Annotated in this window: 31 protein-coding genes; 28 read left to right on the top strand and 3 right to left on the bottom strand. The window is 57.8% G+C overall.

The window, feature by feature from the left end; translation table 11 throughout:
- The first annotated feature begins 1 nt into the window (after nt 1).
- The 21 genes from AC2FND_RS07735 (at nt 2) to AC2FND_RS07835 (ending at nt 19,305) form a co-directional block, all read left to right on the top strand.
- Nucleotides 2-124 carry a hypothetical protein gene (locus tag AC2FND_RS07735; RefSeq protein ID WP_280923171.1) on the top strand — a complete coding sequence of 41 codons (123 nt, stop codon included), beginning with the start codon at nt 2-4 and terminating at the stop codon, nt 122-124.
- Nucleotides 124-1,347 (top strand): NADH-quinone oxidoreductase subunit D, encoded by a 1,224-nt coding sequence (locus tag AC2FND_RS07740; RefSeq protein WP_209504451.1) that lies wholly within the window; start codon nt 124-126, stop codon nt 1,345-1,347. Before AC2FND_RS07735 ends, AC2FND_RS07740 begins: the two co-directional genes overlap by 1 nt.
- Nucleotides 1,347-2,447 (top strand): NADH-quinone oxidoreductase subunit NuoE, encoded by a 1,101-nt coding sequence (nuoE, locus tag AC2FND_RS07745; protein ID WP_496768946.1) that lies wholly within the window; start codon nt 1,347-1,349, stop codon nt 2,445-2,447. The genes AC2FND_RS07740 and nuoE overlap by 1 nt, the downstream gene beginning before the upstream one ends.
- 30 nt (nt 2,448-2,477) lie before the next feature.
- A complete protein-coding gene (locus AC2FND_RS07750; RefSeq protein ID WP_209598087.1) occupies nt 2,478-2,699 on the top strand; it encodes a DUF5337 domain-containing protein in 222 nt (73 codons plus the stop codon).
- A 12-nt stretch (nt 2,700-2,711) separates the two neighbouring features.
- On the top strand, nt 2,712-4,010 hold the full coding sequence (gene nuoF, locus AC2FND_RS07755) for an NADH-quinone oxidoreductase subunit NuoF (RefSeq protein WP_496768975.1): 1,299 nt from the start codon (nt 2,712-2,714) through the stop codon (nt 4,008-4,010).
- Nucleotides 4,011-4,015: 5 nt separating this feature from the next.
- The gene (locus AC2FND_RS07760; RefSeq protein WP_480773239.1) at nt 4,016-4,432 is read left to right on the top strand and encodes an MAPEG family protein; all 417 of its coding nucleotides are present in this window, start codon (nt 4,016-4,018) and stop codon (nt 4,430-4,432) included.
- Nucleotides 4,433-4,469: 37 nt separating this feature from the next.
- The gene (locus AC2FND_RS07765) at nt 4,470-4,820 is read left to right on the top strand and encodes a hypothetical protein (protein ID WP_209504448.1); all 351 of its coding nucleotides are present in this window, start codon (nt 4,470-4,472) and stop codon (nt 4,818-4,820) included.
- Entirely contained in the window at nt 4,817-5,323 is a 507-nt protein-coding gene (locus AC2FND_RS07770) for a DUF5333 domain-containing protein (RefSeq protein WP_480506307.1), read from the top strand. The genes AC2FND_RS07765 and AC2FND_RS07770 overlap by 4 nt, the downstream gene beginning before the upstream one ends.
- A 5-nt stretch (nt 5,324-5,328) precedes the next feature.
- The gene (nuoG, locus tag AC2FND_RS07775; RefSeq protein ID WP_496768949.1) at nt 5,329-7,350 is read left to right on the top strand and encodes an NADH-quinone oxidoreductase subunit NuoG; all 2,022 of its coding nucleotides are present in this window, start codon (nt 5,329-5,331) and stop codon (nt 7,348-7,350) included.
- 204 nt (nt 7,351-7,554) lie between these two features.
- Nucleotides 7,555-8,592, top strand: coding sequence for an NADH-quinone oxidoreductase subunit NuoH (gene nuoH, locus AC2FND_RS07780; RefSeq protein ID WP_117868407.1), 1,038 nt, complete (start codon nt 7,555-7,557; stop codon nt 8,590-8,592).
- A gap of 1 nt (nt 8,593) precedes the next feature.
- Nucleotides 8,594-9,088 carry an NADH-quinone oxidoreductase subunit NuoI gene (gene nuoI, locus AC2FND_RS07785; RefSeq protein WP_496768951.1) on the top strand — a complete coding sequence of 165 codons (495 nt, stop codon included), beginning with the start codon at nt 8,594-8,596 and terminating at the stop codon, nt 9,086-9,088.
- On the top strand, nt 9,085-9,495 hold the full coding sequence (locus tag AC2FND_RS07790; protein ID WP_152458579.1) for a carboxymuconolactone decarboxylase family protein: 411 nt from the start codon (nt 9,085-9,087) through the stop codon (nt 9,493-9,495). Before nuoI ends, AC2FND_RS07790 begins: the two co-directional genes overlap by 4 nt.
- The gene (locus AC2FND_RS07795) at nt 9,492-10,094 is read left to right on the top strand and encodes an NADH-quinone oxidoreductase subunit J (protein ID WP_480910080.1); all 603 of its coding nucleotides are present in this window, start codon (nt 9,492-9,494) and stop codon (nt 10,092-10,094) included. The genes AC2FND_RS07790 and AC2FND_RS07795 overlap by 4 nt, the downstream gene beginning before the upstream one ends.
- Nucleotides 10,091-10,582, top strand: coding sequence for a hypothetical protein (locus AC2FND_RS07800; RefSeq protein ID WP_496768953.1), 492 nt, complete (start codon nt 10,091-10,093; stop codon nt 10,580-10,582). The genes AC2FND_RS07795 and AC2FND_RS07800 overlap by 4 nt, the downstream gene beginning before the upstream one ends.
- Nucleotides 10,579-10,884, top strand: coding sequence for an NADH-quinone oxidoreductase subunit NuoK (nuoK, locus tag AC2FND_RS07805; RefSeq protein WP_005984024.1), 306 nt, complete (start codon nt 10,579-10,581; stop codon nt 10,882-10,884). The genes AC2FND_RS07800 and nuoK overlap by 4 nt, the downstream gene beginning before the upstream one ends.
- A gap of 6 nt (nt 10,885-10,890) precedes the next feature.
- Complete coding sequence (gene nuoL, locus AC2FND_RS07810; RefSeq protein WP_496768954.1) at nt 10,891-13,041, top strand: NADH-quinone oxidoreductase subunit L; 2,151 nt, start codon at nt 10,891-10,893, stop codon at nt 13,039-13,041.
- Nucleotides 13,041-14,585: an NADH-quinone oxidoreductase subunit M gene (locus AC2FND_RS07815; protein ID WP_496768956.1), complete on the top strand. Its 1,545-nt coding sequence runs from the start codon at nt 13,041-13,043 to the stop codon at nt 14,583-14,585. The genes nuoL and AC2FND_RS07815 overlap by 1 nt, the downstream gene beginning before the upstream one ends.
- A 15-nt stretch (nt 14,586-14,600) precedes the next feature.
- Nucleotides 14,601-16,043 (top strand): NADH-quinone oxidoreductase subunit NuoN, encoded by a 1,443-nt coding sequence (nuoN, locus tag AC2FND_RS07820; RefSeq protein WP_209597664.1) that lies wholly within the window; start codon nt 14,601-14,603, stop codon nt 16,041-16,043.
- 54 nt (nt 16,044-16,097) lie between these two features.
- Nucleotides 16,098-16,847 (top strand): biotin--[acetyl-CoA-carboxylase] ligase, encoded by a 750-nt coding sequence (locus AC2FND_RS07825; protein ID WP_496768957.1) that lies wholly within the window; start codon nt 16,098-16,100, stop codon nt 16,845-16,847.
- An 11-nt stretch (nt 16,848-16,858) separates the two neighbouring features.
- A complete protein-coding gene (locus tag AC2FND_RS07830; protein WP_209504438.1) occupies nt 16,859-17,638 on the top strand; it encodes a type III pantothenate kinase in 780 nt (259 codons plus the stop codon).
- A complete protein-coding gene (locus tag AC2FND_RS07835; RefSeq protein WP_496768958.1) occupies nt 17,635-19,305 on the top strand; it encodes a ribonuclease J in 1,671 nt (556 codons plus the stop codon). The genes AC2FND_RS07830 and AC2FND_RS07835 overlap by 4 nt, the downstream gene beginning before the upstream one ends.
- A 10-nt stretch (nt 19,306-19,315) precedes the next feature.
- Here the strand turns inward: AC2FND_RS07835 and AC2FND_RS07840 are convergent, their stop codons facing one another.
- Together AC2FND_RS07840 and AC2FND_RS07845 are read right to left on the bottom strand one after the other, a co-directional pair.
- Nucleotides 19,316-20,017: an NUDIX hydrolase gene (locus AC2FND_RS07840; RefSeq protein ID WP_496768960.1), complete on the bottom strand. Its 702-nt coding sequence runs from the start codon at nt 20,015-20,017 to the stop codon at nt 19,316-19,318.
- 25 nt (nt 20,018-20,042) lie between these two features.
- Nucleotides 20,043-20,441 carry a DUF983 domain-containing protein gene (locus AC2FND_RS07845; protein ID WP_480516410.1) on the bottom strand — a complete coding sequence of 133 codons (399 nt, stop codon included), beginning with the start codon at nt 20,439-20,441 and terminating at the stop codon, nt 20,043-20,045.
- A 218-nt stretch (nt 20,442-20,659) separates the two neighbouring features.
- Between AC2FND_RS07845 and AC2FND_RS07850 the strand changes: the two genes are divergently transcribed.
- The 4 genes from AC2FND_RS07850 to AC2FND_RS07865 are packed head-to-tail and all read left to right on the top strand — an operon-like array spanning nt 20,660 to nt 22,567.
- Entirely contained in the window at nt 20,660-21,130 is a 471-nt protein-coding gene (locus tag AC2FND_RS07850) for an EF-hand domain-containing protein (protein WP_209504434.1), read from the top strand.
- Nucleotides 21,131-21,136: 6 nt separating this feature from the next.
- A complete protein-coding gene (locus AC2FND_RS07855; RefSeq protein ID WP_496768962.1) occupies nt 21,137-21,754 on the top strand; it encodes an RNA polymerase sigma factor in 618 nt (205 codons plus the stop codon).
- Nucleotides 21,744-22,097 (top strand): hypothetical protein, encoded by a 354-nt coding sequence (locus AC2FND_RS07860; protein ID WP_496768964.1) that lies wholly within the window; start codon nt 21,744-21,746, stop codon nt 22,095-22,097. Before AC2FND_RS07855 ends, AC2FND_RS07860 begins: the two co-directional genes overlap by 11 nt.
- Complete coding sequence (locus AC2FND_RS07865; RefSeq protein ID WP_496768966.1) at nt 22,094-22,567, top strand: periplasmic heavy metal sensor; 474 nt, start codon at nt 22,094-22,096, stop codon at nt 22,565-22,567. The genes AC2FND_RS07860 and AC2FND_RS07865 overlap by 4 nt, the downstream gene beginning before the upstream one ends.
- Nucleotides 22,568-22,572: 5 nt before the next feature.
- Here AC2FND_RS07865 and AC2FND_RS07870 read toward each other — a convergent pair whose 3' ends face one another.
- On the bottom strand, nt 22,573-23,973 hold the full coding sequence (locus AC2FND_RS07870; protein WP_496768968.1) for a diguanylate cyclase domain-containing protein: 1,401 nt from the start codon (nt 23,971-23,973) through the stop codon (nt 22,573-22,575).
- 89 nt (nt 23,974-24,062) lie between these two features.
- On the opposite strand from AC2FND_RS07870, the gene AC2FND_RS07875 reads away from it, so the two are divergent.
- The 3 genes from AC2FND_RS07875 to AC2FND_RS07885 all read left to right on the top strand — a co-directional run.
- Entirely contained in the window at nt 24,063-24,347 is a 285-nt protein-coding gene (locus tag AC2FND_RS07875) for a DUF3572 domain-containing protein (protein ID WP_496768969.1), read from the top strand.
- A 24-nt stretch (nt 24,348-24,371) separates the two neighbouring features.
- Nucleotides 24,372-25,064, top strand: coding sequence for an HAD family hydrolase (locus AC2FND_RS07880; RefSeq protein WP_496768971.1), 693 nt, complete (start codon nt 24,372-24,374; stop codon nt 25,062-25,064).
- 118 nt (nt 25,065-25,182) lie between these two features.
- A partial coding sequence (locus AC2FND_RS07885; RefSeq protein ID WP_496768973.1) for a trimethylamine methyltransferase family protein occupies nt 25,183-25,863 on the top strand: 681 nt, incomplete at its 3' end.

Here is a 25,863-nt window from a genome sequence, read left to right on the forward strand (position 1 = left end):
GATGATGGGTGAGTTGATCATACTGGGCGCGTTAGGGGTTCTACTGGCCGGAGCTGCGGTCAAGGCGACCGAGGCGGAAAAGGTCCGGGTTCGGGCCGAAGCAAAGAAGAAACGAGGGCGTTGATGGACGGCTCAAGATACGATGACGGCAGCACGGACGCGCTGAGCGGCGAGCAGAAGATCCGCAATTTCAACATCAACTTCGGCCCGCAACACCCGGCGGCGCACGGGGTTTTGCGTCTTGTGCTTGAGCTGGACGGCGAGATTGTCGAGCGCTGCGACCCGCATATCGGCTTGCTGCACCGTGGCACCGAAAAGCTGATGGAAAGCCGGACCTATCTGCAGAACCTGCCGTATTTCGACCGTCTGGACTATGTGGCACCGATGAACCAGGAACATGCCTGGTGCCTGGCCATTGAAAAGCTGACCGGGGTCGAGGTGCCGCGCCGTGGCTCGCTGATCCGGGTTCTGTATTCCGAGATCGGGCGCATCCTGAACCACCTGCTGAACGTCACCACGCAGGCGATGGATGTGGGCGCGCTGACCCCGCCGCTTTGGGGCTTTGAAGAGCGCGAAAAGTTGATGGTGTTTTATGAGCGTGCCTGTGGCGCCCGCCTGCACGCCGCTTATTTCCGCCCCGGTGGTGTGCATCAGGACCTGCCGCCGGAATTGCTGGACGATATTGAGGCATGGAGCCACGAATTCCCTGCAGTTCTGGATGACATTGACGGTCTGCTGACCGAAAACCGCATCTTCAAACAGCGTAACGCCGATATTGGGATTGTCACCGAAGATGACATCCAGAAATACGGCTTCTCGGGCGTGATGGTCCGTGGATCGGGGCTGGCCTGGGACCTGCGCCGCGCGCAACCCTACGAGTGCTACGACGAGTTCGAGTTTCAGATCCCGGTCGGCAAGAACGGCGACTGTTATGACCGCTATCTGGTGCGCATGGAAGAAATGCGCCAGTCGCTGCTGATCATCCGTCAGGCCATCGCCAAAATCCGCGAGTGTCCCGGTGACGTTCTGGCACGCGGCAAGATCACCCCGCCGAAGCGGTCAGACATGAAGACCTCGATGGAGAGCCTGATCCATCACTTCAAACTGTATACCGAGGGCTTCCACGTGCCTGCGGGCGAAGTCTATGCCGCCGTCGAGGCCCCCAAGGGCGAGTTCGGCGTCTATCTGGTCGCCGACGGCACCAACAAACCCTACCGCGCCAAACTGCGCGCACCGGGCTTCCTGCACTTGCAAGCCATGGACCACGTTGCCAAAGGCCACCAACTGGCCGACGTCGCCGCCATCATCGGCACCATGGACGTCGTATTTGGAGAGATTGACCGCTAATGCTCCGCCGTCTTCATCCCGAACAACCTGAAAGCTTTGCCTTCACCACTGCCAACCAGCAATGGGCCGAAGCGCAGATCACGAAATACCCCGAGGGCCGTCAGGCCAGCGCGGTCATCCCGCTTCTGTGGCGCGCGCAGGAACAAGAGGGATGGCTGAGCCGTCCGGCGATTGAATCCGTCGCCGACATGCTGGGTATGGCCTATATCCGTGTGCTTGAGGTTGCTTCGTTTTACTTCATGTTCCAACTGCAACCCGTTGGGTCGGCTGCGCATATTCAGGTTTGTGGCACGACCTCTTGCATGATCTGCGGGGCCGAGGACTTGATCGCTGTCTGCAAGGAGAAGATCGCGGCCAAGCCACACGTGCTGTCCGCCGATGGCAAGCTGAGCTGGGAAGAGGTCGAATGCCTTGGCTCCTGCACCAATGCGCCGATGGCGCAGATCGGCAAGGATTACTACGAAGACCTGACCGCCGAGAGCTTTGGCAAGATCCTTGATGATCTGGTGGCAGGCAAAGTTCCGACGCCGGGCCCGCAGAATGGTCGCTATGCGGCTGAACCGCTCAAGGGGCTGACCAGCCTGACGGAGTATGACAGCGGCAAAACGCAGTACAACGCCAGCGTCGAACTGGCCACCGATATTGGCGATACGGTCAAGCGTATAGATGGGACCGAGGTTCCGATCCTGACCCCTTGGTTGGGCAAGGATGGCAAAGCGGCTGCGACCAAAGCTGCACCCAAGCCGCCCAAAGCGCCAGCCCCGGCGAAACCCGCTGTGAAACAGGCCGCTGAGGCGAAGGCAGCGAAAGAGGACCAGCCCGAAACACTCACAGGCGCGCGCGACGGCAAGGCAGATAACCTGAAACTGTTGAAAGGCGTAGGCCCCAAGCTGGAGCAGACGCTGAACGAGCTGGGATTCTTCCACTTTGATCAGATCGCAGCCTGGACACCGGAACAGGTCGCCTGGGTCGATGCGCGGTTAAAGTTCAAGGGCCGGATCGAACGCGATGGTTGGATTGAACAGGCAGCTAAGCTTGCGGCGGGTGAGGAAACCGAATTTGCCAAACGTGCCAAGGAAGATGGCACCTACAAAGACTAAACGGGTGCCCCATCCGGGCATCGGGGGATGATGGACAAGGATAAGGATCAGGCCATAGCCCGAAAGGGCAGACATATAGGCATCGTCATTGCCGTGACGATGGTGATCTGGCTTGCCATGAACCTGTTCATTGGCCCCGCGCTGGGTTTGACAGCCCGGCACGCGCTGCTGTTTGATTTTGCTGCTCTGGCGGCATTCATTTATGCGGGTGTGAACATTTTTCAACTCTGGCGCATGCGTCAGGACAGCTGAAGGTAACGAATGATGCTGAAGGATCAGGACCGGATCTTTACCAACATCTACGGGATGCACGAACGCACGCTGAAAGGCGCGCAAGCCCGCGGGCATTGGGACGGCACCGCTGGCCTGATTGAAAAGGGCCGGGACTGGATCATTCAGACAATGAAGGATTCCGGGCTGCGTGGACGCGGCGGTGCGGGCTTCCCAACAGGCCTGAAATGGTCGTTTATGCCAAAGGAAAGCGACGGTCGACCTTCCTATCTGGTGGTTAACGCGGACGAATCCGAGCCCGGCACCTGCAAAGACCGTGAGATCATGCGCCATGATCCACATACGCTGATCGAGGGTTGCCTGATCGCCTCTTTCGCGATGAACGCACATACCTGCTATATCTACCTGCGCGGCGAATACATCCGCGAGCGTGAGGCATTGCAGGCCGCGATTGATGAGGCCTATGAAGCGGGGCTTCTTGGCAAAAATGCAGCTGGTTCGGGCTGGGATTTTGATCTTTTCCTTCATCACGGGGCAGGGGCCTATATTTGTGGCGAGGAAACCGCCCTGATCGAAAGCCTTGAGGGCAAGAAGGGTATGCCGCGGATGAAACCTCCGTTCCCGGCGGGTGCGGGGTTGTACGGATGTCCGACCACGGTAAACAACGTGGAATCCATCGCGGTGGTGCCGACCATTCTGCGTCGGGGTGCGGATTGGTTCGCTGGATTTGGTCGTCAGAACAACGCTGGTACCAAGCTGTTTGCGATCTCGGGCCACGTGAACAATCCTTGTGTCGTCGAAGAGGCGATGTCGATCCCGTTCGAACAGCTGATCGAAACCCATTGCGGCGGCATTCGCGGCGGGTGGGATAATCTGCTGGCGGTTATCCCCGGTGGGTCCTCGGTTCCCTGCGTGCGCGGTGAAAACATGCGCGACGCGATCATGGATTTCGATTACCTGCGCAACGATCTGGGGTCGGGTCTGGGTACGGCAGCGGTGATTGTGATGGACAAATCCACCGACATCATCAAGGCGATCTGGCGCCTGTCGAAGTTTTACAAGCATGAAAGCTGTGGTCAGTGTACGCCGTGTCGCGAAGGCACCGGCTGGATGATGCGTGTGATGGATCGTCTGGTGCGCGGCGAGGCTGAACTGGAAGAGATCGACATGCTGTTCGACGTGACAAAACAGGTCGAAGGACACACGATCTGTGCCTTGGGTGATGCGGCCGCCTGGCCGATCCAGGGCCTGATCCGCAACTTCCGGGAAGAGATCGAAGACCGCATCAAGGCTCAGAAATCGGGCCGTATGGGTGCCATGGCAGCGGAGTGAACAAGATGGAAGTGTTTGCTGAATATAGCCACGCAATTGCGTCGGTTGTGCTATTCACACTGGTTGTGTTGTTTCTGGCTCCGTTTTCGGCACTGGCCAAACAAGCCAAGGGGCTGGCACCCGGTGCGACGCCTGACCAGGATTATGCCGACAAGGCGTATCGTCTGAACCGGGCCTATCTGAACGGGACGGAAACACTTCCTGCATTTGTGACAGTCATTACAGCGGCGATTTTGCTTGGTGTCAGCCCGTTTTGGGTAAACCTGCTGGCCTCGGTGGCGCTGGTTGCGCGCTTGGCGATGCTGGTGGTGCACCTGAAAGGGATTGGCAAGCCAAGCAGCGGTCCGCGGACAATTCTGTATGTGATTGGCTGGGCGTGCATGGTCGTGATCGGACTTATGGCACTGGTGGCGGCGTTTTGATAGCGACGCAGTGGAACAGAAAACAAAGAGGGAAGGTATGAAGGCCCCGAAAGCCCTTATTGTTGTGTTGGCGCTGGCTGGTGTTTCTGCATGCGGTCTGGTGAAACCGTCTGCAGATCGGTTGTTGTTCGACGGCAAGTCCTTCAGGACCAAGGCGAAGGTTGTCGACAAGAAAACCTCGCCCGCGGACTTTACGGTAGTCGTCAAAGGCGTCTCTGCTTCACTCGACGGAGCGCGCGAGGCCGGACGTCACGAAGGCACAAAATTCTGCATCCAGAACTTCGGATCGTCGCGGATTGCGTGGAAGGTGGGCCCGGACACTGACCCGCAGAAGCTCAGCATCAGCGATGATCAACTGACATTTGCAGGAACTTGCCAGCGGCCATGACCGGTGTTTTTCCATATCATCGGTTGGTGCGCGGGGTGTTATTGCCTAGCAGCAGCGAACCGCTTCGTCTTGGACAGTCCAAGACGAAAGGAAAACTCATGTCTGTCATAAAACTAGTTGCCCTCGCATCGTTGATTGCCTTGCCGGTGGTGGCAGAAGCAAAGCCGCCCTTGAGGGATGTCAAAGAGATCGACAACGAACTCTACTACATCGCCATTGCAAATGAGATCTCCGAGTTCTGCCCATCGATCAGCGGGCGGCGATTGAAAGCGATTAGTGTGATGTGGGGACTGCGGTCCAAAGCGAATAATCTGGGGTACTCGGACACAGAAATCCGCTCCTATGTCGAGTCGGATGCTGAAAAGGATCGGATGCGGGCCAAGGGCGAGGCCTATCTGGCGAAAAACGGCGTGTCCTACGACAACCCCAAAACATTCTGCTCTCTGGGGCAGAAGGAAATCCAAAGAAACAGCGCCATTGGCGTTTATTTGAGAGCGAACTGAGAGCCATGTCTGACCTCCGCAAGATCAATATCGACGGGCAGGAAATCGAAGTCGATGGTGCGATGACCCTGATACAGGCTTGTGAACAAGCCGGGGTCGAGGTGCCGCGTTTCTGCTATCACGAGCGTCTGTCGATTGCGGGAAACTGCCGGATGTGTCTGGTAGAAGTGGTGGGCGGACCGCCGAAACCGGCTGCCTCCTGCGCGATGCAAGTGCGCGATCTGCGTCCGGGGCCGGAAGGGCAGCCGCCGGTGGTCAAGACGAACTCTCCCATGGTCAAGAAGGCCCGCGAGGGAGTGATGGAGTTCCTGCTGATCAACCATCCGCTGGATTGCCCGATCTGCGATCAGGGCGGCGAATGCGATCTTCAGGATCAGGCGATGGCTTATGGCCTGTCCGGTTCGCGGTTCAAGGAAGCCAAACGCGCGGTCGATGATCTGGATCTGGGACCGCTTGTGGGCACGGCAATGACTCGCTGCATCAGTTGCACCCGCTGTGTGCGCTTCACCACCGAAGTCGCCGGGATCACTCAGATGGGTCAGACAGGGCGCGGTGAGGATGCCGAGATTACCTCGTATCTGAACCAGACGCTGGATTCGAACCTGCAGGGCAACATTATCGACCTGTGCCCGGTTGGGGCGCTGACCTCGAAACCTTATGCGTTTACCGCCCGCCCGTGGGAATTGACCAAGACCGAAAGCATCGACGTCATGGACGCGCTGGGATCGAACATTCGTGTCGATACCAAAGGGCGCGAGGTGATGCGATTCCTTCCTCGCAATCATGACGGTGTGAACGAGGAGTGGATCAGTGACAAAACCCGCTTTGTCTGGGACGGGTTGCGGCGTCAGCGTCTGGACAAGCCTTACATCCGTGAAAACGGCAAGCTGCGCCCGGCCTCATGGTCCGAAGCACTGACCAAGGCCGCAGAGGCGCTGAAAAGCGCTGAGAAGCCAGCCGGTATCGTCGGTGATCTGGCGCCGGTCGAGGCTGCGTTCGCATTGAAACAGATGATCGAAGGGCAGGGCGGTGTTGTCGAATGCCGCACCGATGGAGCCAAGCTTCCGGCCGGGAACCGTGGCGCATATGCCGGGACCGCCGCGATTGAAGACATCGATACGGCCGAGCGTATTCTTCTGATTGGCACCAACCCGCGCGATGAGGCACCGGTTTTGAACGCGCGTATCCGCAAGGCGTGGGCGCACGGGGCCGAAGTCGCTTTGGTAGGTCCAGCGGTCGATCTGACTTATGCGTACCATCATGTGGGCGGTGACCGCGCGGCGCTGCAAAAGGTTGTCGACATGGGGGGCGACGATGAAATCAGGGGCAAACGCTCGCTGGTCATCATCGGGCAGGGAGCGCTGCAGGAGGCGGATGGAGCCGCTGTTCTGGCTGCCGCGCAAACAATTGCCGCAAATACGGAAAGCGGCCTGATCATTCTGCACACTGCGGCGTCGCGCACGGGCGCGATGGATGTGGACGCCACAAACGCAGGCGGCATGGAAGCTATCAATGCTGCGGATGTGATCTATAACCTTGGTGCGGATGAGGTCGAAATCGGCGAAGGCGCGTTTGTGATCTACCAGGGCAGCCACGGAGATCGGGGCGCACACCGCGCAGATGTGATCCTGCCGGGTGCGGCCTATACTGAGGAAAACGGTCTGTTCGTGAATACGGAAGGCCGTCCGCAACTGGCGATGCGCGCCGGGTTTGCGCCGGGTGAGGCCAAGGAAAACTGGGCCATCCTTCGTGCGCTGTCGGCTGAACTGGGGGCGACGCTCCCCTATGACTCGCTGGCGCAGTTGCGCACAGCCTTGATCGAGGCGGTCCCCCATCTGGCCCGCATTGACGAGGTGATCGAGAACGAGGTTCAAGCGCTTGAGGCCGGATCTTTGGGCCAGGCGACCTTCCGCAACGCGATCAAGGATTTCTATCTGACCAACCCGATCGCACGGGCCTCGCAACTGATGGCCGAGTTGTCGGCGCAGGCGCAGGTCCGCAAAGCCGAGAAGATTGCGGCGGAATGAACCATAGCAGTTTCATATCGCAAGCCAGCGCTGTGGTTGGGTCGCACCTGACTGCGCCGGAAATGTGCGGGAAACGAAAGAAAAAGGGTGGCGCTATGGCGGCAGATGCTGTTTACACCAACGCGCCGACCCAGCCGCAGTTTGCGCAGGCTTCTGGCCTTTGCACCGCGCGCGGAAAACGGAATACCCACGGTGTGAGGACCAATGGCTGAATTCTTTAACACCCCAGGCGGAATAGCCATCATCATTCTAGCGCAAGTGCTTGCCGTTGTTGCCTTTGTGATGATTTCACTGTTGTTCCTTGTTTACGGCGACCGCAAAATCTGGGCCGCTGTCCAGATGCGCCGCGGCCCCAACGTGGTTGGCGTCTATGGCCTGCTGCAATCGGTGGCGGATGCGTTGAAATACGTCGTCAAAGAGGTCGTGATCCCCGCAGGGGCCGACCGCACGGTGTTCATCCTCGCGCCGCTCACCTCTTTCGTGCTGGCGATGATCGCCTGGGCGGTGATCCCGTTCAACGATGGCTGGGTCCTGTCGGATATCAACGTCGCCATCCTCTATGTCTTCGCCGTGTCCTCGCTTGAGGTTTATGGCGTGATCATGGGCGGTTGGGCGTCGAACTCAAAGTACCCGTTCCTGGGCTCGCTGCGCTCGGCCGCGCAGATGATTTCTTATGAGGTTTCGATCGGCCTGATCATCATCGGCGTGATCATCTCGACCGGGTCGATGAACTTTGGTGACATCGTGCGGGCACAGGATGGGTCGTTCGGGTTCTTCAGCTGGTACTGGCTGCCGCATTTCCCGATGGTCTTCCTGTTCTTCATCTCGGCGCTGGCCGAGACGAACCGGCCACCGTTTGACTTGCCCGAAGCGGAATCGGAACTGGTGGCGGGTTATCAGGTCGAATACTCGGCCACGCCTTTCCTGCTGTTCATGGCAGGCGAATACATCGCCATCTTCCTGATGTGCGCACTGACGTCACTGCTGTTCTTCGGCGGATGGCTGTCGCCGATCCCGGGCCTGCCCGATGGCGTGTTGTGGATGGTTGCAAAGATGGCGTTCTTCTTCTTCATCTTCGCGATGGTAAAGGCCATCACACCCCGCTACCGCTATGACCAGCTGATGCGGTTGGGCTGGAAAGTGTTCCTGCCGTTCAGCCTCGTTTGGGTGGTTTTTGTTGCCTTCGCGGCAAAATTCGACTGGTTCTGGGGCGCGTTTGCGCGTTGGAGCGTAGGAGGCTGATATGACCCAAATCGACTACACCCGCGCTGCCAAATACTTCCTGCTGCAAGACTTTTGGGTCGGCTTCAAACTTGGCATGAAGTACTTCTTCGCACCCAAGGCCACCGTGAACTACCCGCACGAAAAAGGCCCCCTGTCCCCGCGCTTCCGGGGGGAACACGCCCTGCGTCGCTATCCCAACGGCGAGGAACGCTGCATCGCCTGCAAACTGTGTGAAGCTGTTTGCCCGGCTCAGGCCATAACCATCGACGCCGAACCGCGCGAAGACGGCAGCCGCCGTACCACGCGCTATGACATCGACATGACCAAGTGCATCTATTGCGGCTTCTGCCAAGAGGCCTGCCCGGTTGATGCCATTGTCGAAGGCCCCAACTTTGAATTCGCCACGGAAACCCGCGAAGAGCTGTTTTATGACAAGGAAAAACTGCTGGATAACGGCGAGCGCTGGGAAGCCGAGATTGCACGCAATCTGGAACTGGACGCGCCGTACCGATGACTGACAGCCCGACAAATCCGTTCGAGCTGATGATGAAGCAGGCTCAGGACATGGCCAAGGCGATGAACCCGGCGATGGAAAGCTTCTCGCCCAAGGGGTTCGAGGCGCTGTGGCCGACCATGCCGAAAGAGGTCATGGAGATGATGTTCGGCAACACCGTCAACAAGGACGGGCTGGATGCCAAAACGCGCTTGTTGCTGACGCTGGCCGGGCTGACCTGTCAGGGCGCGCAGGCGGATTCGGCCGTGCGTCAGACCGTGCGTCATGCGCTGGAAGCGGGCGCCAAGAAACAAGAGATCGTGGAAACGATCGGTCAGATGTCGGTCTTTGCCGGCATTCCGGCCATGACCCGCGCGCTGGATCTGGCGCAAGAGGTCATGGGCGACAACGAGGATGAGGATCAATGACCGTCTTTGCCTTCTACCTGTTTGCCATCAGCGCCATCACCGGCGGGCTGTTCACGGTGATCAGCCGCCAGCCGGTGCACTCGGTCCTGTGGCTGATCCTGGCGTTTTTGTCCTCGGCGGGTTTGTTCGTGCTGCTGGGGGCCGAGTTCGTGGCGATGCTGCTGATCATCGTCTATGTCGGCGCGGTCGCGGTTCTGTTCCTCTTCGTGGTGATGATGCTGGACGTGGACTTTGCCGAGCTCAAGGCCGAAATGGCGCGCTATATGCCGCTGGCCCTGCTGATTGGTCTGATCATTCTGATGCAGTTTGTCATGGCCTTCGGTGCATGGGACAGCGCGCAGGGCGCGGCAGCCAATCTGGCCCAGCCGGTCCCGGCAGACCGCCACAACACCGAGGCGCTTGGCCTCATCCTTTACGATCAATATTTCCTTCTGTTCCAACTGGCGGGCCTGATCCTGCTGGTGGCCATGATCGGAGCCATCGTTCTGACTCTGCGCCACCGCAAAGACATCAAGCGTCAGGACATTATCGGCCAGATGATGCGCGACCCGGCCAAGGCGATGGAGCTGAAGGACGTGAAACCGGGGCAGGGGTTGTGAGAGCTGGAATTCTCCATATAGCCTTGTTTTTGGCTCTGCCGCAGACGAGTTTTGCCATTCAGTTGACTGATTGTGCTCGTTCGACTGACGGCCATCACTTTGCAGAAAGTGGGCATTTCGATGCTGGCGGTGGAATTGTGGTTTTCACTACCTCGGCGTCGACTCCGATTGGCTCTTCTGAGAACTACGTTGTTTCTGATTGCAGCACTGGGCAGCGCTTCAGGGTTTCTGCCTATCTCACGGAAGTTGCCGAGGATGGGCGTGAAATCGTGAACTACGATGATCGAGCGTCTTTCTCTGCAAAAATTGAGGAAATGGTCAGTTCGGAATACTCATACAAATTTGCGGAGCTTGGACACGAGTTTCAAGTGCCTGACGAGCGAGTATCTTTCGATGAGTTGGCGGACGAAAACTGCGCTTGTCGCTCTCTTTACCCTGACCTTTTGAACAAGAAGCGGCGCTTCAAAATGGAGCCTTGGAACGAATGATCGGACTTGAACACTATCTCACGGTCGCGGCGACGCTGTTCGTCATCGGCATCTTCGGTCTCTTCCTGAACCGCAAGAACGTCATCATCCTGCTGATGAGCATCGAACTGATGCTGCTGGCGGTGAATATCAACCTCGTGGCGTTTTCCAGTTTCCTCGGCGATCTGGTCGGGCAGGTGTTCACGCTGTTCGTGCTGACCGTTGCGGCGGCCGAGGCGGCGATTGGTCTGGCCATTCTGGTCTGTTTCTTCCGCAACCGTGGCACCATCGCGGTTGAAGACGTCAATATGATGAAGGGGTAAGGGAACATGGAAACCACCATCCTCTTTGCCCCGCTGGTGGGCGCGCTGCTCTGCGGGTTCGGCTGGAAGTTCATTGGCGAGAAAGCCGCCATGTGGACGGCCACGGGCCTGCTGTTTCTGGCTTGTCTGCTGTCCTGGATCGTGTTCTTCACCTTCGACGGCCACACGCAGCAGATCGAGATCATGCGCTGGATCGAAAGCGGTTCGCTTTCGACAAGCTGGGCCATCCGTCTGGACCGACTGACCGCAATCATGCTGATCGTTGTGACGACCGTCTCGGCGCTCGTGCACCTGTATTCCTTCGGCTACATGGATCACGACCCGCAATGGCGCGAAGGCGAAAGCTATAAGCCGCGCTTCTTTGCCTATCTGTCCTTCTTCACTTTCGCCATGCTGATGCTGGTGACTGCGGACAATCTGGTGCAGATGTTCTTTGGCTGGGAAGGCGTGGGTGTCGCCTCATATCTGTTGATCGGGTTCTATTATCGCAAGCCTTCGGCCAATGCGGCGGCAATCAAGGCCTTTGTGGTCAACCGGGTTGGCGACTTTGGTTTTGCTCTGGGCATCTTCGCGCTGTTCTTCCTGACCGACAGTATCAACTTCTCGGATATCTTTGCCTCTGCTCCTGCGCTGGCAGAAGAGAAGCTGCATTTCCTTTGGGGGGAATGGACCGCGATCGAAGTTATCTGCGTTCTGCTGTTCATCGGTGCGATGGGTAAATCGGCGCAGTTGATCCTGCACACATGGTTGCCGGACGCGATGGAAGGCCCGACGCCTGTGTCAGCGCTGATCCACGCTGCGACCATGGTGACCGCAGGCGTCTTTTTGGTCTGCCGCATGTCCCCGCTGATGGAGTTCGCACCGGGCGCGACAGGGTTCATAACCGTTCTTGGGGCCTCGACTGCGTTCTTCGCTGCTACTGTTGGTCTGGTTCAGACCGATATCAAACGTGTCATCGCGTATTCGACCTGTTCGCAGCTGGGCTACATGTTTGTGGCAGCGGGCGTCGGCATGTATTCGGCAGCGATGTTCCACCTGTTCACGCATGCCTTCTTCAAGGCGCTGTTATTCCTTGGGGCCGGTTCGGTGATCCACGCGATGCATCACGAGCAGGAGATGACCGAGTATGGCGGTCTGCGCAAAAAGATTCCCTATACCTTCTGGGCGATGATGATCGGTACCCTGGCGATTACCGGTGTTGGCATCCCGCTGACCACCTTTGGGTTTGCCGGTTTCCTGTCAAAGGACGCAATTATCGAAAGCGCCTATGCGGGCGGATCAAGCTATGGCTTCTGGTTGTTGGTCGTCGCTGCCGCGTTCACCTCGTTCTACAGCTGGCGTCTGATCTTCCTGACCTTCTATGGCGAGCCGCGCGGCGACAAGCACACGCATGATCACGCACATGAAAGCCCGATGGTGATGCTGGTGCCGCTGGGTGTTCTGTCGCTGGGTGCGGTATTCGCGGGCATGATCTGGTACGGAAACTTCTTTGGCCATGCGGACAAGGTCGGCAAATTCTACGGTATTCCGGTTGCAGAAGCTTCAGAGCATGCCGAGGCCGGTGATCACGCGGCGGCGGATGCTTCGCACGGCGAAGACAGCCATGCCGATGAAAGCCACGCGGCTGCCGGCCATGCCGATGAGGGTCATGGTGAGAAGGATGCCAAGGGTGGCGATCATCACTATTTCTTTGCGGGCCAGCCCGGCGAGGGCGCGCTTTACATGGCGCCGGACAACCACATTCTGGACGATGCGCATGCGGCCCCGAAATGGGTCAAGGTTTCACCCTTCGTCGCGATGTTGCTTGGCTTTATCGTGGCCTATTGGTTCTACATCGTGAACACATCGCTGCCGGCACGTCTGGCCGCGAACCAGCGTCCGCTGTACCTGTTCTTGCTGAACAAATGGTATTTCGACGAAATCTACGACGCGATCTTTGTCAAACCCACTGTCGCCCTTGGCCGGTTCCTGTGGAAACGCGGTGACGGCAATACAATCGACGGCTTCCTGAATGGGGTTGCAATGGGCGTTGTTCCCTTCTTCACCCGCCTCGCAGGCAAGGCGCAGACCGGGTACATCTTTACTTACGCCTTCTGGATGGTATTGGGCATTGCGGCCCTTGTCACCTGGATGTCGATCGGCGGAGGCGCACACTAATGGACAATATCCTATCTATTGTCACCTTTATCCCCGCCATCGCAGCAAGCATTCTGGCGCTGTTCCTGCACGGCAGCGACGTCGCGGCTCAGCGCAACGCCAAGTGGATTGCATTGCTGGCGACAACTGTGACGTTTCTGGTGTCAATTGGCATCTACACAGGCTTTGATCCTTCGAACACCGGCTTCCAGATGGTGGAAGAGGGTGAATGGCTGATGGGTCTGAAATACAAGATGGGCGTGGATGGCATTAGCGTTCTGTTCGTGTTGCTGACCACTTTCATCATGCCGCTGACCATTCTGGCCAGTTGGAATGTGACAGACCGCGTCAAGGAATACATGATTGCTTTCTTGCTGCTGGAAACGCTGATGCTGGGCGTGTTCATGGCGCTGGATCTTGTGCTGTTCTACCTGTTCTTCGAGGCAGGTCTGATCCCGATGTTCCTGATCATCGGTATCTGGGGCGGCAAGGATCGTATCTATGCCAGCTTCAAGTTCTTCCTTTACACCTTCCTCGGCTCGGTGCTGATGCTGGTAGCCATGGTTGCAATGTATGCTGACGCAGGCACTACGGATATCGAAGCGCTGATGGCCCATCAGTTCGCATCCGAGAGTTTCAGCGTGTTGGGCATCTATATCACCGGCGGTATGCAGACGCTGATGTTCCTGGCCTTCTTCGCATCTTTTGCGGTGAAAATGCCGATGTGGCCGGTGCATACCTGGTTGCCCGATGCGCACGTTCAGGCGCCGACGGCGGGCTCGGTCGTGCTGGCGGCGATCCTGTTGAAGATGGGCGGCTATGGCTTCCTGCGGTTCAGCCTGCCGATGTTCCCGGTTGGCACGGCGGTGATGACTGATCTTGTGCTTTGGATGTCAGCCATAGCGGTTGTCTATACCTCGCTGGTGGCACTGGTGCAGGAAGACATGAAAAAGCTGATCGCGTATTCCTCGGTGGCGCATATGGGCTTTGTCACGATGGGCATCTTTGCTGCGAACCAGCAAGGCATTGACGGCGCGATTTTCCAGATGCTGAGCCACGGGTTCATCTCTGCCGCGCTCTTCCTCTGTGTCGGCGTGATCTATGACCGGATGCACACCCGCGATATCGAGGCTTATGGCGGTCTGGTCATCCGGATGCCCGCCTATGCGCTGGTCTTCATGCTGTTCACCATGGCCAATGTCGGACTGCCGGGCACCAGCGGGTTTATTGGTGAGTTCCTGACACTCATGGGTACATTCCAGGTTAACACCTGGGTGACTGCAGTTGCGGCGACCGGTGTGATCTTCTCGGCAGCCTACGCGTTGTGGCTCTACCGCCGCGTTGTCTTTGGGGACCTGATCAAGGAAAGCCTGAAGGCGATGACCGACATGAGCTCGCGCGAGCGGTTGATTTTTGCCCCGCTGATCGTGATGACGATCCTGTTGGGGGTCTACCCGTCGCTGGTGACCGATGTGATCGGGCAATCGACGACGGCACTCATTTCGAACTATGACACGGCTCTGGCCGCGGCTGAGGCTGCGACCCAGACTGCCGCTTCGCATTAAGGGAGCTTTGGAGACATGATCCAGGCTGATCTGACAATTATCTTGCCGGAAATCGTTCTGGCGATCTATGCGATGGTGGCTCTGTTGGGGGCTGTCTACACCTCGAGAGACGGGCTGGCTTCGGTTCTGGTCTGGACCACAGCGGGCTTGATGGCGGTCCTGGCGATCTGGATCGCAACCCAAGGCAGTGGTACCAACGTGGCCTTCAACGGCATGTTCGTAGATGACGGGTTCGCGCGTTTTGCCAAAGTTGCCATCCTTTTGTCGGCAGGTGCCGTACTGGTGATGAGCCAGGAATACATGGCACGCCGGGGTTTGCTGCGCTTTGAATATCCGTTGCTGGTGGCTCTTGCCGCCGTAGGGATGATGATGATGGTCAGCGCAGGCGATCTGATGTCTCTTTACATGGGGCTCGAGCTGCAATCCCTTGCGCTTTATGTTGTTGCCGCGCTGCGTCGTGACAGCGCGAAATCAACCGAAGCAGGGCTGAAGTACTTTGTTCTGGGCGCTCTCAGTTCAGGTCTGCTGCTGTATGGTGCGTCGCTGGTCTATGGGTTCACCGGCACGACACTGTTCTCGGGCATTATTCAGACGGTCCATCATGGGGACGTCTCGGTTGGTCTGTTGTTTGGCCTGATCTTCCTGATCTCGGGTCTGGCATTCAAGGTGTCGGCGGTTCCGTTCCATATGTGGACGCCAGATGTCTATGAAGGGTCGCCGACGCCAATTACGGCTTTCTTTGCCACCGCTCCGAAAGTCGCGGCAATGGCCTTGTTTGCACGTCTTCTGCATGACGCTTTCGGAGGCGTGGTCAAAGATTGGCAGCAAGTGATTGTTTTGCTGTCGGTGCTGTCGATGCTGCTGGGGGCGGTTGCCGCAATTGGTCAGCGCGACATCAAGCGACTGATGGCGTTCTCGTCGATTGCCCATATGGGCTATGCGCTGATCGGTCTGGCGGCTGGCACCGAGTTGGGTATTCAGGCGATGCTGATGTATCTGGCGATTTATGTGACCATGAACATCGGCACGTTTGCGTTTATTCTGATGATGGAACGCGACGGCAAACCCGTCACAGACATTGATGCGCTGCGCCAGTATTCCAAACGTGATCCGGGCAAGGCCCTTGCTGTTCTGATCCTGATGTTCTCGCTTGCCGGTGTGCCACCGATGCTGGGTTTCTTTGCAAAATTTGGTGTTTGGCGGGCTGGTGTAAGTGCCGATTTGACCGGCCTTGTTGTGGTTTCGGCCATCGCATCGGTAATTGGCGCCTTCTATTACCTGCGGATCGTGTTCTACATGTATTTCGGGGCCGAGAACGAGGACCCGATCGAAACGCGGTCGACACCTGTTCTGTGGGTCGCCCTGATGGGGTCCGCGGCGCTGATGCTGATCGGGGTCTTCTATCAGTTCGGGATCGAGGGCGCGGCCGCGGCCGCGGCAGCGACTCTTGTCAACTGAACGTTATGAACAATCTGAAAGAGGGGCTCGGTCGCGTGACCGGGCCTTTTTGATATGACCAAGTGGCCACAAGGCTATGGCCTGCACGAGGTGCAGGAAGTCGATAGCACACTCAACGAAGCGGCGCGGATTGCCCCCAATGCCCGTGGTCCTGTCTGGATCATGGCGCATCATCAGACGGCTGCGCGTGGGCGACGCGGACGGTCATGGGCCAACCCCATGGGCAACCTTGCCGCGACCCTTTTGATGCGCCCCGAAGGTGCACCAGAACAGGCGGCACTGCGCAGTTTTGTTGCGGCACTGGCTCTGTTTGACGCTTGCGTCTCTGTGACAGGGCGTGCCGCGGGGTTGTCGTTGAAATGGCCCAATGACGTACTGCTGAACGGTGGTAAGCTTGCTGGTATTTTGCTGGAAAGCGCCGGTCAGGGGCGCGGTGTAGCGCATCTGTCGATCGGTATTGGCGTGAATTTGGCCAGCGCCCCAGACGCCGACGTGGTAGAACCGGGCGCGATCCGTCCCGTCTCGCTGTTGTCGGAAACCGGTGCAAACGTCACACCCGAGGATTTTCTGACCGAGCTTGCCTCGGCCTATGCCAAATATGAAACTCAGTTTGTTACCTACGGGTTCGAACCCATTCGCACTGCGTGGCTGTCCCGTGCTGCCCGGCTGGGCGAGGTTATCACGGCCCGTACCGGCACGTCTGAGACGGTTGGGACCTTCGAAACGGTGGACGCAGCCGGTAACCTTGTCTTAAACACCGCCAAAGGTCGCGTGAGCATTCCTGCGGCGGATGTCTATTTCTGAAAGGGGCACAGATGCTTCTGGCCATTGATTGCGGCAATACCAACACAGTCTTCTCGATCTGGGATGGTCAGGAATTTCTGTGCACCCTGCGCACCTCGACCCATCACGCACGCACGGCGGACGCCTATTTCACCTGGTATTCGACGCTGGTGAAACATTACGGGATCGAGGCGAATATCTCGGATGTCATCATTGCCTCGACCGTGCCGCGCGTCGTGTTCAACCTGCGCATTTTTGCAGATCGCTTTTTTGGGTGCAGGCCGCTGGTGGTGGGAAGGCCGGATTGCCTGTTGCCCGTGCCGCCGCGTGTGGATCAAGGAACTGTGCCGGGCCCGGATCGACTGGCCAACGCGGTCGGCGCATTTGACCGTCATGGCGGCAATGTCGTCGTGGTGGACTTTGGTACCGCAACAAATTTCGACGTTGTCGCCGCGGACGGTGCCTATGTGGGGGGCGTCATCGCTCCGGGTGTTAACCTCAGCCTTGAGGCTTTGCATCAGGGCGCGGCCGCACTGCCGCATATCGACATCACGCGACCCGAGAAGGTGATCGGTACAAATACGGTTGGTTGTATCCAGTCGGGTGTGTATTGGGGATATTCCGGCCTGATCGAAGGGCTGATCGCGCGGATCAAGGCCGAATATGGAATGCCGATGAAAGTCGTGGGAACCGGAGGGTTGGCCCCCTTGTTCGATCAGGCCGACGTGGGGTTCGACGTAATCGAGGATGATTTGACGATGCACGGCTTGACCGTGATTCATCGCTACAACAAGGAAAATGGCTCGATATGAGCAGTGAAAGATTGATCTACCTGCCGCTGGGTGGCGCGGGCGAAATTGGCATGAATGCCTATGTGTACGGATATGGTCAGCCCGGGCAGGAACGCCTGATCCTGGTGGATCTGGGCGTCACCTTTCCCGATATGGACACAACACCGGGCGTCGACCTGATCTACGCGGATATTTCATGGTTGAAAGAACGGGCCGACCGGCTGGATGGCGTTTTCATCACCCATGCGCATGAAGACCATGTCGGCGCGGTGGCTCATTGCTATGAGGCTCTGGGAGCTCCGATCTATGCCCGGGCTTTCACGGCCAATATCGCGCGTCGCAAGATGGAAGAATATGCGCACCCGACCGATGCGGTGACAACCGTGTCCGCTTGGCCTGAAACGGTTTCAGTCGGACCGTTTACGGTGGGTTTCCTTCCTGTTTCACACTCGATCCCGGAAAGTGCTGCTTTGGTCATCGACACGCCCGCAGGGCGCGTGGTGCACTCGGGTGATTTCAAGCTGGATGCAAACCCGGTCGTGGGCGAAGCCTTTGATCCCGACCTGTGGGCCGAGATTGCCAAGCCGGGCGTCAAGGCGTTGGTTTGCGACAGCACGAATGTTTTCTCGGCGCATCCGGGCCGTTCGGAATCCGAGGTCGGGCCAGAGATTACCAAACTGGTCGAAAGCGCCAACGGCATGGTTGTGGCTACCACCTTCGCGTCGAACGTGGCACGGGTCAAAACATTGGCCGAGGCGGGCGCACGCGCGGGGCGTTCAGTTGTGTTGTTGGGGCGAGCAATGCGGCGGATGATCGAAGCTGCAACCGAAACCGGTATCCTGTCGGACTTCCCCAAGGTGATCAGCGCAGAAGAGGCGTTGGACCTGCCGCGCCAGAACCTGATGCTGATCGTGACCGGCAGCCAGGGCGAACGCCGTGCGGCAAGTGCGCAACTGGCCCGTGGCAAGTACCGAGGTCTGGAACTGTCCGAAGGCGATCTGTTCCTGTTTTCGTCGAAAACCATTCCCGGAAATGAACGTGGCGTGATTTTCATCATGAACCAGCTCAGTGAAAAGGGCGTGGATGTAGTGGATGACAGCTCGGGCCTCTATCATGTCTCTGGCCATGCGAACCGGCCTGATCTTGAGAAGGTGCACGCGCTGATCGATCCGCAAGTTGTGATCCCAATGCATGGAGAGCACCGGCACCTGCGCGAGCATGTCAAACTGGCTGAGCAGGGTGGCAGAACGGGTGTGCTGGCCGTGAACGGCACCATGCTGGATCTCAGCGGCAATAATGCACCCGTGGTGGTCGACTATGTCGAAACCGGGCGTACCTATCTGGACGGTACGGTGAAAATCGGTGCGATGGACGGTGTGGTACGGGACCGTATTCGCATGGCGCTGAACGGCCACGTAACTGTGACAGTCGTTCTGGACGAAGAAGACGAGCCGCTGGGCGAACCGTGGTGCGATACGATGGGTCTGCCCGAGGTCGGAACGTCCCGGGCCGGTTTGGTCGAGGTGTTGGAAGAAGACCTGAACCAGTTCCTGATGCGGGCGGCAGCCAAGACCCTACGGGATGACGACAAGCTTGAAGACGAAATGCGCCGGATCGTGCGTCAGACGGCAAAAGCGGAAATCGGCAAAAAGCCCGAAGTGACGGTAGTTGTCAGCCGGATGCGGTGAAACTGACCGGTCAATCCTGCTCGGGCATTGGATAGCCTCTGAGCCGCAGGAACAGATTGGCTTCTTCGTTGTTCTGGTAGAATGGAACCGATATTGGCGGCTCGGGTGAGGTTACCCGGGCCGCGACCTCGGCCAGAACAACCTCGGTGATAAACGGCAGATCCAGATCGCGCGCCCGATCCAGCTCCACCCATTGCAGATGCGACAGTTCGTCCGAGGCATGGCTGAAATCATCCAAGTCGCCCTGCAGCGCATCGGCATCGACCAGAAAGAACCGCGCATCGAACCGACGGGGGCGGCCGGGCGGTGTGACCGCGCGAAACACAAATTGCAACGCAGCTGCCGACGGCACGTAACCCATGGCAGAAAAGCTCTGCCAGTCGTCGGGAATGCTGCCCGGCCAGTGTCCCGTCTGGCCCAGGACAAGTCCTGTTTCTTCCCAAAGCTCGCGAATTGCTGCGGCGGCAAGGGCGTGTTGTTTTCCGGATTCCGCCTGTTCCGCCAACCGCTCAGAACACAGGTCAGGCAGTGAGGTCGCGAGCGGTACATCCGCATCCGCCGGATCGACCGCTCCACCGGGGAACACGAATTTGTTGGGCATGAACACGGCCTTGGACCCACGTTGACCCATCAGGATCGACGGGTTGGTCCACCTGTTCCGCAAAACGATGACGGTTGCGGCGTCGCGGATGGCGGTCTTGTCGGTCGTCATGCTCAAAACAATCGTTTCTTGAGGCTCATGAATCGTTGCCAAAACCGTGCATACGACGCGCCCACTGATATGCGACCACAGCGCCTTTCAAGCGGGGGAGCAAAAACAGCGACAGTGCAACGCAAGCAATGGAAAACCCGATGGCCATCACCCATGGGTCCGGGCGCCAGTTCACATACGAGACGTGCAGAGCCGGGGCCAACAAGTGCCCGACCAGCAGGATCGTCAGATAGGCGGGCCCATCATCGGCGCGATGATGAAACAGTTCCTGTCCACAGTTCGAGCAGGTGTCATTTACCTTCAGGTAGCTGTGCAACAGCTTGCCTTCGCCGCAATTAGGGCACTTGCACCGAAACCCTTTGACCAATGCAGGCCAGGTTTCACGCTCGTTCTGGGTTGTGGTGTCGATCGTCTGATCTGTCATAATATTACTCGCGCAGTAATCTTTGGCGGATAATGCGCCTGAACAGGTGATTTTTAAAGGGGGGTGCGTCGCTTTGCAACGCACCTCAACTGAACTTCGTCGTGAAATACCACGCTGGTTCAAAAAAGTTGCTGGCACTGCGACGGAATTCCCTACTTCGCGCGTTTGAATGGATATGAGCAGCGGCACTCAGGCCGCGTTAACAAGGGAAAACCGAAATGAAAAATGCAAAATTCATCACGGCGATTGTTCTGTCGGGTGTTGCAATCACCGGCACGTCTGTTCTCGCGGCTGGCCCGGGTGGTCGTGAGCCAGTGTCCTTTCAGGAATTGGATGCCAATGGCGACGGTCAGGTGACGCAGCAAGAGATGGAAGCGCGTTTCACCGAACGCTTCTCGGCCGCGGATACTGATGGGGACGGTCAACTCAGCCTTGAGGAAATGCAGGCCGCCGCTCAGAAAAAAGCAAACGACCGGGTCGCCAAAATGTTCGAAAACAACGATGCGAACAACGACGGTTTCCTAAGCCAGGACGAGTTGCCGAAACCGCGTCGGGGTGACAAGATGTTTGACCGGATGGATGCAGATAACAGTGGTGGAATATCGGAGCAGGAATTTGCCGATGCCAAAGACCGGATGGGACGTCACCATAAGAATAAGCGCCACAAGTCGGGTGCAATCGATAACTGATGCAGGGTGGAGGACCTGACCTCTCACCTACACGATGTTCGCGGTGCGGGTTGCACCGCGAGCTCTCTCAGCGACGATGTGTTGCTGAGCCAATTCGCTGATGGTGACGCACAGGCTGCGCGGGTTTTAACCGATCGTCTCGGGCCGCTTTGTTATTCCGTCGCGTTGCGTATGTTGGGCAATCGGGCCGAGGCAGAAGACGTAACGCAGGAGGCGATGATGCGGTTGTGGCAGATGGCGCCGGATTGGGTGCCGGGTCAGGCCAAAGTGTCGACATGGTTGTATCGCGTGACGCTGAATCTGTGTGTGGACATCCGGCGCAGGAAGGCCCCCGGCAGGTTGTCGGATATTCCTGAGCCGGAAGATGGCAAAGCCAGCGTAGCCGACCGACTGCAGGATGAGGCTCGCGTGGATGCGTTGCAGCTTGCCTTGGCGCAGCTGCCCGAAAGGCAGAGGCAGGCAGTGGTTCTGCGCCACATCGAAGAGTTGCCCAACCCTGAAATTGCCGGGATCATGGGAATTTCACTAGAAGCGGTTGAAAGTTTGACTGCGCGGGGCAAACGAAGTCTGACCGCGATATTGGCCGGGCGACGTGAAGAACTGGGGTATGACGATGACGGATGAAAACCTGGAACTGGATCATTTGTTTGCGCAGGCTCGGCAGAACCGACCGGCGCTGCCCGACGATCTGGCCGTGCGCATTCAGATTGATGCTGAAAAACTCCGCCTGAGTCGCTTAAGGCCTGAACCGCATCCACAATTTTCGCTCTGGCATCGAATGATGGGCAACGTAGGTGGCTGGCAGGGGGTGGGCGGCTTGATCGCTGCCAGTGCGGCGGGGCTCTGGATCGGCCTTTCCGCGCCGGGGTTCCTGCCCGATCCCGCCAATCTGCTGGCATCGCAAGAGGCGGCCCTTTTTGTGGCGGACCTTGGATATGACACGAGTTTTCTGGAGAGCACAGAATGAATGCTGCCCCTAAACCGAAACGCCGGTGGATGACGGTTTTGCTGGTCTTGTCATTGGCTCTGAACCTGTTGTTTGTCGGTGTTGCAGTCGGAACCATGCTGCGCCTGAAGGATGGAGTTCACACCGAAGCACCGCCGGGATTCGGCCCGGCGCTATATCGCGCTTTGCCGAAAGATGATCGAAAAGCGATGCGAGGGGAACTGTCTGCGCTACGCGAAAAAGACTTAAGGGGGCGCAGACAAGACTTTGAAGCGCTGAGTCGGGCACTGCGCACAGTGCCCTTCGATCCGGTCGCCGTTGAAGTGTTGTTGCAGAAACAGTCGCAGGCAACGGCAGAACTGCAATTAGCCTTGCAGACACAATGGCTGGCTCGCGTCACCGCCATGAGCGACGCAGAGCGGCAATCTTATGCGGACAGGTTGCAAAAGATCGTCGAACGCGGGCCGCATGGGCACAAGAAAAAGGACTGACAGGTTCAGGCTGCGCTTTGCCTGATACTCACCTGATTGCGCCCCGCTTTTTTTGCCGCATAAAGGGCTTTGTCGGCGGCTTTTAGGATATCTTCTACAGGAACGGGTTTGCGTTCTTTTCCCGGTTGACCCGATTGCGGCGTTTCCAGCCCAATGCTGATCGTGACATTAACCTGCAAACCTTGATCCGATAGCAGGAACGGGGCGCGACAAATGCTGTCACAGATAGTCTCAGCCAGTTTTCTGGCTTGCTTTTCTGACACATCAGGCACCGCGAACATGAACTCTTCACCGCCGATACGGGCGACAAAACCCTGGGATCCAAGTGCGCTTTGCATGCGTTTTGCGGCCTGCGTCAGAACACAATCACCAGCGCCATGGCCATGGCAGTCATTGATGGTCTTGAAGTGATCCAGATCCGCCAGCATGACGGCAAAGCCACGCCCGGTACGGGCAGACTGGCGCGCGATCTGATCCAATGCCCGCATGGCGTAACGACGATTGTGCAGCCCGGTGAGCGGATCAATACAGGACTCGGCGATCCCTTTTCTCAGTGATACGCGCAGATGATCAAGCCGTGCCTTGCGCGCAATCTGATTATTCAGCCGCAACAGAATCTCTTGCGCGCAGAACCCCCCCAGGCATACGGCGTCCGCTCCTCTGTCCAGCGCTTCCGAGGCCTGCACGGCGTCATAGTCCTGCAAGACGCCAATCAGGACGGTATTCCGGGTTGCTGCCCGTGACCTGAGATCCGCAAGGACATTCAGCGCGGATGGGTGCGAGCCCAATTCGACGACAATCGCGTCCGGTATCGGTCCGGACAAAACGCCTTGTAAGTTCGATTGAAGGTGCCAGGACAGATCGAAACGGTGCTGGCCTTGCAGGGCCTTGTACCAAAGGGCACCGGTTTGGACAGTATCGGCCAAGATATCAACCCGGGCCGCGTTCGGGGGGCTGATCATCACAGGGGCGGGTTCCCCAAATCCAATAGGTTGCGATCCGTTGCTGACCTGCAAATCTTGAGTAGCTGCGCGCACGCGCAAAAGGCTCCGAATGCGTGCCAGTAGCAACGTATCTTTGAAAGGGTGCGTCAGCACATCGTCCAGCCCGTCTTTCAGGGCACGCAGGCGCGCGTTTTTGTCATTCTGTGCTGCCAGTACGACGACGGGCACGTCATCAAGGCCAGATACTTCGGTGAGGGCTTTCTTGACATCAGCTGCTGTTCCGTCGGGCAATGTTTGGGCCGTCAGAACAAGGTCTGGCTGCACGCGACGTGCAAGGGCTTGTAGCCCTTCAAGTTTTCCACCCTGTACCACGTGGTACCAGGCAGCAGTCAGTTGAACCTTCAGCATTATGCGGTTGGTTGATACCCCGTCGAGGACAAGGATGGTGCCTTGCACAGACATAGTCGTTCACCGTTGATTGCATGCGTGAACAAATTGTTTATGAGTCTGGTTAACAAACTCTTTCCAGCACCATTCTCTGAGCGCAGTTTATGCCCCTTTCGCCCGATTCAGCCGAGACTCTTGCTCTGACAGCCCTGGGGTGGTTGGTCAGCAACGACGAGCTTTTGCCTGTATTTCTTGGCTCGACAGGCGCTTCGATCGGGGATGTTCGCAATCGGGCCGGTGATCGGGACTTTCTGACTTCGGTTCTCGATTTTCTGGTGCTTGACGATTCGTGGGTCATGGCGTTTTGTGACGCCAACTCAATCGCCTATGATCACCCGGCCCAGGCGCGGGCGGTTCTGTCAGGCGGTGGCGATGTACACTGGACCTGAACACCTTTTCCGCAGGAGCACGCGATGCCAATAGAAGCAATCGTCTTCGACAAGGATGGCACTTTGTTCGATTTTGCCAAAACCTGGGGAACGTTCGGGCGCTCGTTGCTGATGCGTCTGACAAAGGGGGATGTAGACCGCGCGGCGGAACTCGGCAGCGTCATCGGATTTGATTTCGAGCAAGAGCGGTATACCACAGATAGCATTGTGATAGCCGCAACGGTCGAAGAAATCGCCGAAGTGCTTATTTCGCATGTTGACGATGTGACATTGCAGGAAGTTGTGGACATGATGAACGCCGAAGCCGCGGCGGCTCCTCAATCCCCTGCCGTGCCGTTGGGTCCGTTCCTGAAAGGGTTGCAGCAATCCGGGATCAAACTGGGCGTTGCGACAAATGACAGCGAGCATCCGGCATTGCAGCATCTGGAATCTGCGGGAATACGCGAACACTTCGATTTTATCGCCGGGTATGACAGTGGTCATGGGTTCAAACCGGGGCCAGGTCAGTTGCTGGCCTTTTCCGCACAGATCGGGGTCGAGCCGTCGCGCATCGCAATGGTAGGTGACAGTGTTCATGACCTGCAAGCGGGACGCGCAGCCGGAATGATCACCATTGGCGTTTTGACCGGATTGGCCGAAGCAGAAGCGCTGGCGCCGATGGCGGATGTTGTCCTGCCGGATATCGGTCACATTCCGGCATGGCTGGCCGAAAAATGATGCGTTGATCCGGAAAATCGACGAACAATTATAGAAAACCGACAAGCTCTGTCGCAGATGGAGCGGCCAGAAACGCGTCTTCGGGTCTTGCTTGTACCAAGCCAGAACGGAGGCAACCATGGCCGAGACCAACACACGCAAACGCCGCGGCGGAGGACGCGCAGGTGCGGCAGCGCGCAGGGGCAGCGCGGTGATTGACCAGATGCCGTGGGACCCACCCATCAACATAGATCGCCCGACTGAACCGCTGGATCAGGCCGGGATCGAAGCGATCCATGAAGGGGCCATGCGTATTCTGGAAGAGATCGGGATCGAATTCTACAATGAAGAGGCAATCGGCATCCTGCGCGAGGCAGGGTGCACGATCAAAGGTGACAACGTCCGCATGGGGCGCGATTTTGTCATGGAGATGATCGCCAAGGCGCCCAGCCAGTTTTCCATCACGCCCCGCAATGTTGACCACAGGATCGAGATCGGTGGAAAGAACATCCTGTTCGGCAACGTTTCGTCGCCGCCCAATTACTGGGACATGGAGATCGGGAAAAAAGTGCCCGGCAATCGCGAGATGTGCCAGAATCTTCTTAAGCTGACGCAATACTTCAACTGTATTCACTTCGCAGGCGGATATCCTGTAGAACCCGTCGATATTCATGCCAGCGTCCGGCATCTGGATGTGCTGTATGACAAGCTGACCCTGACCGACAAGGCGATGCACGCCTATTCGTTGGGTAAGGAGCGTGTAGAAGACGTGATGGAAATGGTGCGCATCGCGGGCGGTCTCAGCCACGAAGAATTCGAG

The organism is Ruegeria sp. BHSB056 (genome assembly GCF_059613305.1).

Excerpts from the sequence above, each read along its gene's own strand:
- AC2FND_RS07735 (WP_280923171.1), top strand. The coding sequence starts at position 2 with ATGATGGGTGAGTTGATCATACTGGGCGCGTTAGGGGTTCTACTGGCC.
- AC2FND_RS07740 (WP_209504451.1), top strand. The coding sequence starts at position 124 with ATGGACGGCTCAAGATACGATGACGGCAGCACGGACGCGCTGAGCGGC.
- nuoE (WP_496768946.1), top strand. The coding sequence starts at position 1,347 with ATGCTCCGCCGTCTTCATCCCGAACAACCTGAAAGCTTTGCCTTCACC.
- AC2FND_RS07750 (WP_209598087.1), top strand. The coding sequence starts at position 2,478 with ATGGACAAGGATAAGGATCAGGCCATAGCCCGAAAGGGCAGACATATA.
- nuoF (WP_496768975.1), top strand. The coding sequence starts at position 2,712 with ATGCTGAAGGATCAGGACCGGATCTTTACCAACATCTACGGGATGCAC.
- AC2FND_RS07760 (WP_480773239.1), top strand. The coding sequence starts at position 4,016 with ATGGAAGTGTTTGCTGAATATAGCCACGCAATTGCGTCGGTTGTGCTA.
- AC2FND_RS07765 (WP_209504448.1), top strand. The coding sequence starts at position 4,470 with ATGAAGGCCCCGAAAGCCCTTATTGTTGTGTTGGCGCTGGCTGGTGTT.
- AC2FND_RS07770 (WP_480506307.1), top strand. The coding sequence starts at position 4,817 with ATGACCGGTGTTTTTCCATATCATCGGTTGGTGCGCGGGGTGTTATTG.
- nuoG (WP_496768949.1), top strand. The coding sequence starts at position 5,329 with ATGTCTGACCTCCGCAAGATCAATATCGACGGGCAGGAAATCGAAGTC.
- nuoH (WP_117868407.1), top strand. The coding sequence starts at position 7,555 with ATGGCTGAATTCTTTAACACCCCAGGCGGAATAGCCATCATCATTCTA.
- nuoI (WP_496768951.1), top strand. The coding sequence starts at position 8,594 with ATGACCCAAATCGACTACACCCGCGCTGCCAAATACTTCCTGCTGCAA.
- AC2FND_RS07790 (WP_152458579.1), top strand. The coding sequence starts at position 9,085 with ATGACTGACAGCCCGACAAATCCGTTCGAGCTGATGATGAAGCAGGCT.
- AC2FND_RS07795 (WP_480910080.1), top strand. The coding sequence starts at position 9,492 with ATGACCGTCTTTGCCTTCTACCTGTTTGCCATCAGCGCCATCACCGGC.
- nuoK (WP_005984024.1), top strand. The coding sequence starts at position 10,579 with ATGATCGGACTTGAACACTATCTCACGGTCGCGGCGACGCTGTTCGTC.
- nuoL (WP_496768954.1), top strand. The coding sequence starts at position 10,891 with ATGGAAACCACCATCCTCTTTGCCCCGCTGGTGGGCGCGCTGCTCTGC.
- AC2FND_RS07815 (WP_496768956.1), top strand. The coding sequence starts at position 13,041 with ATGGACAATATCCTATCTATTGTCACCTTTATCCCCGCCATCGCAGCA.
- nuoN (WP_209597664.1), top strand. The coding sequence starts at position 14,601 with ATGATCCAGGCTGATCTGACAATTATCTTGCCGGAAATCGTTCTGGCG.
- AC2FND_RS07825 (WP_496768957.1), top strand. The coding sequence starts at position 16,098 with ATGACCAAGTGGCCACAAGGCTATGGCCTGCACGAGGTGCAGGAAGTC.
- AC2FND_RS07830 (WP_209504438.1), top strand. The coding sequence starts at position 16,859 with ATGCTTCTGGCCATTGATTGCGGCAATACCAACACAGTCTTCTCGATC.
- AC2FND_RS07835 (WP_496768958.1), top strand. The coding sequence starts at position 17,635 with ATGAGCAGTGAAAGATTGATCTACCTGCCGCTGGGTGGCGCGGGCGAA.
- AC2FND_RS07840 (WP_496768960.1), bottom strand. The coding sequence starts at position 20,017 with ATGACGACCGACAAGACCGCCATCCGCGACGCCGCAACCGTCATCGTT.
- AC2FND_RS07845 (WP_480516410.1), bottom strand. The coding sequence starts at position 20,441 with ATGACAGATCAGACGATCGACACCACAACCCAGAACGAGCGTGAAACC.
- AC2FND_RS07850 (WP_209504434.1), top strand. The coding sequence starts at position 20,660 with ATGAAAAATGCAAAATTCATCACGGCGATTGTTCTGTCGGGTGTTGCA.
- AC2FND_RS07860 (WP_496768964.1), top strand. The coding sequence starts at position 21,744 with ATGACGGATGAAAACCTGGAACTGGATCATTTGTTTGCGCAGGCTCGG.
- AC2FND_RS07865 (WP_496768966.1), top strand. The coding sequence starts at position 22,094 with ATGAATGCTGCCCCTAAACCGAAACGCCGGTGGATGACGGTTTTGCTG.
- AC2FND_RS07870 (WP_496768968.1), bottom strand. The coding sequence starts at position 23,973 with ATGTCTGTGCAAGGCACCATCCTTGTCCTCGACGGGGTATCAACCAAC.
- AC2FND_RS07875 (WP_496768969.1), top strand. The coding sequence starts at position 24,063 with ATGCCCCTTTCGCCCGATTCAGCCGAGACTCTTGCTCTGACAGCCCTG.
- AC2FND_RS07880 (WP_496768971.1), top strand. The coding sequence starts at position 24,372 with ATGCCAATAGAAGCAATCGTCTTCGACAAGGATGGCACTTTGTTCGAT.